This is a genomic window from Thermomonas beijingensis, from assembly GCF_020034655.1.
In the GTDB taxonomy this organism is placed as follows: domain Bacteria; phylum Pseudomonadota; class Gammaproteobacteria; order Xanthomonadales; family Xanthomonadaceae; genus Thermomonas; species Thermomonas beijingensis.
On sequence record NZ_JAIQDJ010000012.1, the window covers coordinates 1 to 8,399 of the forward strand.

The 8,399-nt window shown below is 54.6% G+C and carries 12 protein-coding genes; all 12 read left to right on the forward strand.

Going from position 1 to position 8,399, the window contains the following annotated elements; genetic code table 11:
• Positions 1–676: hypothetical protein (locus tag K7B09_RS12495; protein WP_223629794.1), on the forward strand; the 676-nt coding region annotated here is incomplete at its 5' end.
• Between the two features lie 130 nt (positions 677–806).
• Positions 807–1,172, forward strand: a complete 366-nt coding sequence (locus tag K7B09_RS12500; protein ID WP_223629795.1) for a hypothetical protein — start codon at positions 807–809, stop codon at positions 1,170–1,172.
• 712 nt (positions 1,173–1,884) lie between these two features.
• Positions 1,885–2,217, forward strand: a complete 333-nt coding sequence (locus K7B09_RS12505; protein WP_317851759.1) for a hypothetical protein — start codon at positions 1,885–1,887, stop codon at positions 2,215–2,217.
• Between the two features lie 88 nt (positions 2,218–2,305).
• Positions 2,306–2,812, forward strand: a complete 507-nt coding sequence (locus K7B09_RS12510) for a hypothetical protein (RefSeq protein WP_223629796.1) — start codon at positions 2,306–2,308, stop codon at positions 2,810–2,812.
• 59 nt (positions 2,813–2,871) lie between these two features.
• A complete protein-coding gene (locus K7B09_RS12515; RefSeq protein WP_223629797.1) occupies positions 2,872–3,243 on the forward strand; it encodes a hypothetical protein in 372 nt (123 codons plus the stop codon).
• A gap of 417 nt (positions 3,244–3,660) precedes the next feature.
• Complete coding sequence (locus tag K7B09_RS12520) at positions 3,661–4,137, forward strand: hypothetical protein (protein WP_223629798.1); 477 nt, start codon at positions 3,661–3,663, stop codon at positions 4,135–4,137.
• 216 nt (positions 4,138–4,353) lie between these two features.
• Complete coding sequence (locus K7B09_RS12525) at positions 4,354–4,620, forward strand: hypothetical protein (protein ID WP_223629799.1); 267 nt, start codon at positions 4,354–4,356, stop codon at positions 4,618–4,620.
• Between the two features lie 25 nt (positions 4,621–4,645).
• Positions 4,646–5,083, forward strand: coding sequence for a hypothetical protein (locus tag K7B09_RS12530; protein ID WP_223629800.1), 438 nt, complete (start codon positions 4,646–4,648; stop codon positions 5,081–5,083).
• 348 nt (positions 5,084–5,431) lie between these two features.
• A complete protein-coding gene (locus K7B09_RS12535) occupies positions 5,432–5,785 on the forward strand; it encodes a low molecular weight protein tyrosine phosphatase family protein (RefSeq protein ID WP_223629801.1) in 354 nt (117 codons plus the stop codon).
• Between the two features lie 240 nt (positions 5,786–6,025).
• Complete coding sequence (locus K7B09_RS12540) at positions 6,026–6,763, forward strand: DUF2971 domain-containing protein (RefSeq protein ID WP_223629802.1); 738 nt, start codon at positions 6,026–6,028, stop codon at positions 6,761–6,763.
• Positions 6,764–6,892: 129 nt separating this feature from the next.
• Entirely contained in the window at positions 6,893–7,261 is a 369-nt protein-coding gene (locus K7B09_RS12545) for a hypothetical protein (RefSeq protein WP_223629803.1), read from the forward strand.
• A gap of 529 nt (positions 7,262–7,790) precedes the next feature.
• Entirely contained in the window at positions 7,791–8,228 is a 438-nt protein-coding gene (locus K7B09_RS12550) for a hypothetical protein (protein WP_223629804.1), read from the forward strand.
• Positions 8,229–8,399 lie beyond the last annotated feature (171 nt).

Consider the following 8,399-nt stretch of genomic DNA (forward strand, 5'->3'; position numbering starts at 1 on the left):
ACAACCTAACAGTTCGTTCAAGCCGACGCCGCTTCATGGCATCGTGTTATCTTTCGGCGTCCGGCTGCTGTCGCTTCGGTTGCACCTCGTTGCGGCGCGGCTTAACTCAGGTGTTAGACCGCGCATGTATCGACTCGGGCACATGATTGAAGAGCAATGGGTGGAACACTCACATCCGCCCGTCTTTCGCATGCCCGCTCCTGGTGCCAACAGTCAACGGGTAGTCGCTGGCGTCCCAAAGTCAGATCCCGACATCTTTCTACGCCTCTCAGGCTGCCTCAAAGAGCCGCTATTCCTGCTCTATGTTCTACACACCTGTCGTGGCGAAGCAGACCTCGGCAGGTACCAAAGCCCAGAACTCTCGTTCCAAGATGTTCAGAGCTTTGTTGATGAGTTCAGGCCATTCCTTTCCGCAGACGGTCGCTTTGATCTTTGGGTGTACTCACCAGAACAAAAAGCAACAATCGTCTGGGATCGTCATAACCTCATCCATGCGTACGGCCCACTTGACTGTTACGCCTCTGAGCTTCGCGCACTTGGCTTCAAGTCCGGCGATCCGGCGATACCCGCACCGCACACGCACCACTACCGCCACGAGTTTGACACGCTTGCCAAAAAAGTTGTTTCGCGGTTCAACTGGGTCTATTCACCTCTGCGCCCAGAGGATGAGCAATGAGGCGCGGTCTAACAATTCGTTCAAGCCGACCCAGCTTCGCGGCGGCAATGTGCTAAGGTTGGTGCGTTCTTATTTGCCGCCGCTACGCCGGTCGGCTTAACTCAGGCGTTAGCTTTGTATGGGGGGATCAATGCAATTGAAGAAGAAACTATTCGGCGCAAGCACTGTAGTCGCTTTCATATCCGGCACAGTTGCTCAATACTTTTATCCGGGCCAAATTTACACGCCATCCGATATTTTCTTCATGCTGGTCAATGCATTTCTTATCTTCTGGTGGTACGTTTTGGATGCGCGGGAGAAGAACTACAAAAGACACCCGTTCTTGGACGTATCGGTAATTGCGCTGTCAATTCTCGGTCTTCCCTATTATTTTTTCCGCACAAGGCCCATCAAGAACGCACTTGTGGCAACACTTGTATTGTTCTTAGTTCTGCTTATGTGGGGTGTCCTAGGAATGCTTGGGCAAATGACCGTGTATGCGGCGCTACAAAGCTAACAATTCATTCAAGCCGACGCCGCTTCGCGGCGCGGCTTAATTCAGGCGTTAGGTTTAGCGCGGAATTTTTTGGGATGTGCGGGCTTTGCATTGAATTTCGCTTGATAGGTTTACTGTTAGGTTCAAGTGTGCCCTTGCGTACTTGGCCCACAGCGCGCAGGGGACCTGCGCACCGTGGTGGCGGTAGCATTCCGTAGCTTGCTTCGCATGTGCAGTGGGTCGTCGGGCGCCTACAACCTAACAGTTCGTTCAAGCCGACGCCGCTTCATGGCATCGTGTTATCTTTCGGCGTCCGGCTGCTGTCGCTTCGGTTGCACCTCGTTGCCGCGCGGCTTAACTCAGGTGTTAGGCCGCATGGGAAGAACCTGCGAATACACGGGAAATCGTAAGCAACTCCTGGCGAGCGAGATCGGCGCCTGCTTCTACTGCTTTGGAGAGTTCCCTCCTTCATCCGTTACCGAGTGGTGCGACGAGAACGACCAAGGAATTGGGCAAACCGCCCTCTGCCCACATTGCGGTGTGGACACAGTTGTAGGCTTCAATGGACCAGTAGATCGGGAGTGGTTGCAACAAGCGCACAAACGCGGGTTCGGATAGTCTGCGGCCTAACAAATCGTTCAAGCCGAGCCCGCTTCGCGGCCTCGGCGCCACCCGGTTCGCCTCGGGCGGGCCGGCTTAACTCAGGTGTTAGGCGGCTAATACAGGTGATCGCATGATGTTCATGATCGGCCAGGGGGAGCGCACAGTTCCTGTTGGCCCACCAGAGCCACAGCATTGCCCTCGCTGTGAGGAGGTCACTGACTTCCAGCCGCAGCTCAAGTACAAATTCGGCCAGTTCGACCTGCTTTTCGGCTTTGTGTACGACAAGCGGTATCAACTCGCTTGTCCTCAATGCAATCACGGCTGGCATCTGGACAAGCGATCCATGGAACAGAATATTGGCAAGCTGCCAATTCCCTTCCACCTACGCTTCGGCTTTCTGATCCTGCTCGGCCTAGCTGCCGCGCTCGGGGCGGCATATATGGTCACGCATGCCGCCGCCTAACAATTCGTTCAAGCCGAGCCCGCTTCGCGGTCTCGGACCAGCCGAGTCGCATCGGGCGGGCCGGCTTAACTCAGGCGTTAGGTTGCACATGATATTCCTCGGCAAGCCGACAAGAGCAAAGAACGCGCTTTTCGCCGCGCTCTGCTTTCTCCTTAGCGGCATGATGTTCTATTCGTGGGCCACGTTCGAGGGCATTCCAGCGCGCACGGAACTGCTGCCGGCCTCTGGCAGAGTGTCTTGGGTTCAGGACGGAAAATACGGCATCAAATTCGCCCTTGATGGCGTTCCCAAATCCTTTGACTACGCATCAAAAGGCAACGCCATGGGCCTCGTGCGTGACGCCTTGTCACGCCCTGATCGACCTGTTGTCACCGTGCTCTACGATCCACGTAATCCGGGCGGCCCCATCTACTCAAAAGATATCTACTACGGAGTTTTTGAGCTTTCAATCGCAGGCAAGCCCTTCCGTAGCCACGCCGAGATAGCTGAGGCGTGGCAGAATGACGAGAATCTGGCCGTCTGGCTTGGCTCATTCTTCGTTCTCGGCGGCATGTATCTGGCATGGGCTGCTTTCCGTAATCGGGGTGCAACCTAACAATTCATTCAAGCCGACGCCGCTTCGCGGCGCGGCTTAACTCAGGTGTTAGGCCTCACATGCAACAAAAGAGCAGAGCAATCATCGCGTTCTTGTGTGTTGGCCTGTTGATGGGCATCTCAACTCAGTATCCCGATCCCTTCCATGTTCCGGAGTGGCTTGAGTGGATTCTGGTACTTGCATATGGCTTCACTGTGTTCTGGTGGTATCACGCCGACAGAACCGATCGTAAACTTAAGCACTCAACCTGGTTAAGTATCGCAATGGTTGGCTTACCAATGGTTGGCTTACCGTACTACCTATTCAAATCGCGCGGCCTCCGCGCCGGCCTCTTAAGCCTAGCCGGAGCAATCGGTCTCACCGCCATCGCTGTGGCTCTTAGCGCAGGCGGCGCCATGGCTGTGGTTTGGATACGCATGCAGCTAGAGTGAGGCCTAACAATTCGTTCAAGCCGAGACCGCTTCGTGGCCGCGTCAATGTGTGGCACATTGTCACATCGCCGCGGCCACAAATCGGTCCGGCTTAACTCAGGTGTTAGGCTTCAATGTCAATTCTCCTGGACATCTTGGCAGCACTCATCCTGGCATCAGCAGGTGTGTACTGTTTTTGGCACGGCATCAAAGCATTGAAAACACGGGCTGTCTCGTCACCAACAATGATGAGTCCCGGAATCGTTAAAGCATCTGAATCTCCAAAGACCTATTGGCTCCATGTTTCGTTCTGGTTCTTTGAGGCAGCAGTGCTTTTTGCGTTCGTGCTTAGGTGGCTTCGTGCAATTGAAGCCTAACAATTCATTCAAGCCGACGCCGCTTCGCGGCGCGGCTTAATTCAGGCGTTAGGACTTTTTCGTGACTGACACAAAACAGCAGTTCATCGCCGACTTGCAGCGTGAGGACGATGTTGGGCTTGTCCTTCGCGGACACCTACACATCGAGCATCAGTTAATTGAGCTGATCTCCGTGCTTCTGCCGTATGCTGAGCGCTGTGACTGGGGCAAGGTCTCGTATCGCGCCAAAGTAGAACTTGCTCACGGCTACGGTCTTCCGGCAGATCTGAAGGACTTGCTTGAGCGTATAGGCTCAATCCGCAATGATTTCGCACATACCCTAACTGCGTCGCTATCCAAGCAGTCGGCCCTAGACCTTTACAACTCGCTATCTGCCCGCCTTCGGGATGGCCTCAAAGGCTCCTATCAGGCAATGGGCATCGGACAATTAACCAGCCCATCAAGCCTTGAGCCCCGTGATCTGATTACACTTATTCTGCTCAATGCTCGGCAGGCTACAAAAGCGGCGGTTAATCGCCTTCGGGACGGAAAGTCCTAACAATTCGTTCAAGCCGAACTTGCTTCGCTACATCAAATACATGGCAGAAAAAGCTTGCCATGTATTTGCCTCCGCTACGCAAGTCGGCTTAACTCAGGTGTTAGGCGGCACAGGGAGATCACGGTGGCCGGGAGATGGAACACGCATCGGGGCGATGACTGGTGGTATGCCGGTGGCGCCACAGTGGCGGATGGTGCCTACAACCCGGCAGCACATATGTTTGAAATCACGCGTGTGCAGGGCGGCGAGGTGCAGCCCGCAGCGCTGCATGAGCTGATTCATCAGGCATGGGAACAGTTTCCCGGCAACAAGGTGTTCGTGGTTCTCGATAGCTCCACCCGTCCTGCACTTGCTGGGCTGGCCGCCGCCTCGCTCGTAGCTTGGGAAGAGTTCAAGCAGCCGTATTCGTTGTGGGCGCGCATTCTCAACGTCCTGCCGCCTAACAATTCGTTCAAGCCGACGCCGCTTCGCGGCGCGGCTTAACTCAGGTGTTAGGCGCCACAAAGACATGATCGAAATCGAGTTAGAACCAGCGACTACCAAGCTCTGCGAGTGCTGCGGCACTGAGACAGTCAGTCTGACTCGATTTGTCCTGCAAGACGGAAGCGCCCACGCTGTCTACTACGCGCAGTACAGTCGTGGCCATGAGTCAGACCGTATCAATGGTTTGGTCAGCCTGGGCGAGTGGGGAGAGTCCGCAACCCCGGACGAGCGTCTTGCATTTCCTTTCCAGCTCTGGGCAACTGAGGACAACTACAACGTGGCGTTGGTGGATGCTTCAGCATCTCCTTGGAGCCACGTCACGTACTTAGGTCGCATCCTTGATCGACAGGAGGCTTTGTCTCATCCTTGGTGCAAAGAGGTCTTTCACATTACAGACCACATGGTCTCGGATGACCCGGAGGTAAAAGCGTTTCTCAACGGCGTCCCCTCGGGTGGCGCCTAACAATTCGTTCAAGCCGAACTTGCTTCGTTACGGCAAAGGTATGGCAGAAAAAGCTTGCCATACCTTTGCCTCTACTACGCAAGTCGGCTTAACTCAGGTGTTAGGTTCAAGTGTGCCCTTGCGTACTTGGCCCACAGCGCGCAGGGGACCTGCGCACCGTGGTGGCGGTAGCATTCCGTAGCTTGCTTCGCATGTGCAGTGGGTCGTCGGGCGCCTACAACCTAACAGTTCGTTCAAGCCGACGCCGCTTCATGGCATCGTGTTATCTTTCGGCGTCCGGCTGCTGTCGCTTCGGTTGCACCTCGTTGCGGCGCGGCTTAACTCAGGTGTTAGGCCGCAGGAACAGCCTTGTCTCGCAACGTCCTTTTCATTTGCACACAGAATCGTCTCCGCAGTCCAACTGCGGAGCACGTGTTCGCTGACTGGCCAGGCATCAAAACCCAGTCGGCTGGCCTCGGGAATGGCGTTGCTAATCCTGTCTCGCCGGAAGTTCTGGCATGGTCAGACCTGATCTTCGTCATGGAGAAAACTCACCGCAACAAGCTCTCCAAGAAGTTCCGCGCGCACCTAGGTAGCAAGCGCGTCATCTGTCTGGACATCCCAGACGACTACGACTACATGGACCCGGTTCTTGTTCAGTTACTGCGCGCCAAGGTCACCCGCTTTCTTCCAGTCACTCAGGCAAAGCAGCCTGCGGCCTAACAATTCGTTCAAGCCGAGACCGCTTCGCGGCCTCGGCGCGGCGTCGTAGACTGTGCCATCGCCGCGGCCGCAAAGCGGTCCGGCTTAACTCAGGCGTTAGGGCGCAGTACTGAGAATCTCATGTTGACTGAACGAACATTTGAGGCGATAGACGACGGCCTTCTATATCACTACTGCACGCCACGAACATTTCAAGCAATTTGTGAGAACAAATCGCTCAGGTTCTCAGACATCTTCTCGATGAACGATTTCATGGAGATGCACTGGGGCTACGGCGTGTGGGAATCCGTGGCAACCAACTTGGTGCCTGACCTCGGAAAGGAATTTGTCGACTCTATCGACGAAATTTTCTCTGCATCGGGCTTCAATATTCTTCCGCTAGCCGCATGCTTATCAACGCAAGGTGATGTACTAAGTCAATGGCGTGCATATGCGGACGACGGTACTGGCTATTGCATAGGATTTAAGGGTAAGCATCTCACAGAGCTTCCGGCCAGACCTCTCCAAGTTCTGTACGACAAGAAAAAGCAAGAACAAGAGCTTGCTGAAACTATTCGATCAATCCACAAACTAAGAAGCAAAGGCGAGCTAAGTGACGCTGAATTCTTTGAAGTCTGTGCAACTCTCTCCTGCGACCTCGCAGCGTTTAAGAATCCAGCGTTTGTTGAAGAGTCTGAAGTTCGATTTCTTCACGTCGTATCCTTTTCCAGTAGCAATCTCGGACTCAAATTGGAGGATATGGGCGGAATTTCCTACGGAGAGAGCGTTGACCCAAAGCCAATTGGATTCACTATGCGCGGTTCAACACCCGTACCTCACATTGATCTGAATTTTCTGGATCCCAATGAGCTCCACCCAATCTCTGAGGTAATTCTTGGACCAAAGAATGACGCCCTTCCCACAGCAGTCTCCGTCTTCTTAGAGACCGTCGGGATAGGCAATGCGATCGTTAAAAAGTCAGTTGCATCCTACCGCTGACCAAATGCGCCCTAACAATTCGTTCAAGCCGAACGCGCTTCGTGGCACCGTCTGCGTGCTTACGCTACGCTAGCACGCAGCCGTCGCCACTTCGCACGTCGGCTTAACTCAGGCGTTAGGGCCACATTGATGATCTTCGTCCTCTCAAGCTTTGTTTTATCCACGATTGTCGCCATTTGGGCTCTACGAAAAATTAAAGATGCAGACCCAAAGACCGCAAGCCTGAAGATTTCGGCACGTTCAATGGCTTTGATAGGCGGCATGCTGCTATTCGGCGGGATCGCCACCATCGTGTTTACGCTCCCAGCAAGCATCACTGATGGCTCTGTGCTTTGCATGTTTCCGCGCCGGAGCTGCCATGTGGAGATCCTTCGATCTATGGATCCATCAAAATATTGGATCCATGTATCAATTCTTGCGGCCATTCCTCCAATTTGCATTCTGTTTGGGCTTCGCATATTGCGTTTCAGCAGAAGGATGCGTGAAGTGCAGCCCTAACAATTCGTTCAAGCCGATGCCGCTTCGCGGCACGGCTTAACTCAGGTGTTAGGTCTCATGGACAGGTTATCGGCTAGCAAAGCACTCGAGGCGGCGCTTGAGCGGCCGTCTTCCACACCTTGCACTTGGCGCGAGGATCGCGACGCTTACATTTCCGAGTGTCAAGCTGAGCTGCGAGCCTGCCAAATCGATCCGGTCCCTGTCACCGCAGCGGCAGGCACGGTGGCTCAGCAGCACTTCGGCTACGACGGAGTTGTCCGTAAGTACTTCGCCATTGCTCGCAGCAAGGAGACCTGGCTCCTTTATTCTCCGGAGACGAAGGAGTTCGCTAAGGCTTTTGGCACGTCTCCAGAAAGCTTGGGGCTCCTTGGCCCAAGTTCCCCAGATGCATTGGCGGAGTGGCTGGGATGAGACCTAACAATGCGTTCAAGCCGAAATTGCATCGCTACGCCGTCAACATGGCAGAAAAAGCTTGCCATGTTGCCAGCTACGCGCTGCAATTCGGCTTAACTTAGGTGTTAGGTGCCGGATGGAACTTCCAAACGAACTGACAGAAGGAGCAAGCCTGAGAGGCAACGAGTACGCTTGGGCTCCGGACGCATTTCCCGGCATCTTGGCGAGAGCAGAAAACCTCGGGTTTGCTTGTCTTGGCGGTCAATTTCAGTTTCGGGCGCCTGGCGCAACCTGCGAGATGTACTGGCTCAATGCTGACGCGGCTGACAGACTTCCAGAAGAGCCATGGGCCGCTTATATCTCTCGCTCATCCGCAGAGGTGCGTTCTGCTTTCACCACATTGCGTCAATCGACAGATTTCGCAGCTGAGGCGTTGCGCTGGTCTGACGTTCGTGAGCTGTCGGGCGCTGACGCATCGCCGGAGAAGTATCTTTGCTTTGTTGCGTACTTCATCCGCGAGCGGCCGGCACCTAACAATTCATTCAAGCCGACGCCGCTTCGCGGCGCGGCTTAATTCAGGTGTTAGGTTTAGCGCGGAATTTTTTGGGGATGTGCGGGCTTTGCATTGAATTTCGCTTGATAGGTTTACTGTTTGGTTCAAGTGTGCCCTTGCGTACTTGGCCCACAGCGCGCAGGGGACCTGCGCACCGTGGTGGCGGTAGCATTCCGTAGCTTGCTTCGCATG

What these genes read in the sequence shown, in the direction of transcription:
- K7B09_RS12505 (WP_317851759.1), top strand. Translation starts at nt 1,885, where the DNA reads ATGATGTTCATGATCGGCCAGGGGGAGCGCACAGTTCCTGTTGGCCCA.
- K7B09_RS12500 (WP_223629795.1), top strand. Translation starts at nt 807, where the DNA reads ATGCAATTGAAGAAGAAACTATTCGGCGCAAGCACTGTAGTCGCTTTC.
- K7B09_RS12510 (WP_223629796.1), top strand. Translation starts at nt 2,306, where the DNA reads ATGATATTCCTCGGCAAGCCGACAAGAGCAAAGAACGCGCTTTTCGCC.
- K7B09_RS12525 (WP_223629799.1), top strand. Translation starts at nt 4,354, where the DNA reads ATGTTTGAAATCACGCGTGTGCAGGGCGGCGAGGTGCAGCCCGCAGCG.
- K7B09_RS12550 (WP_223629804.1), top strand. Translation starts at nt 7,791, where the DNA reads ATGGAACTTCCAAACGAACTGACAGAAGGAGCAAGCCTGAGAGGCAAC.
- K7B09_RS12515 (WP_223629797.1), top strand. Translation starts at nt 2,872, where the DNA reads ATGCAACAAAAGAGCAGAGCAATCATCGCGTTCTTGTGTGTTGGCCTG.
- K7B09_RS12545 (WP_223629803.1), top strand. Translation starts at nt 6,893, where the DNA reads ATGATCTTCGTCCTCTCAAGCTTTGTTTTATCCACGATTGTCGCCATT.
- K7B09_RS12530 (WP_223629800.1), top strand. Translation starts at nt 4,646, where the DNA reads ATGATCGAAATCGAGTTAGAACCAGCGACTACCAAGCTCTGCGAGTGC.
- K7B09_RS12540 (WP_223629802.1), top strand. Translation starts at nt 6,026, where the DNA reads ATGAACGATTTCATGGAGATGCACTGGGGCTACGGCGTGTGGGAATCC.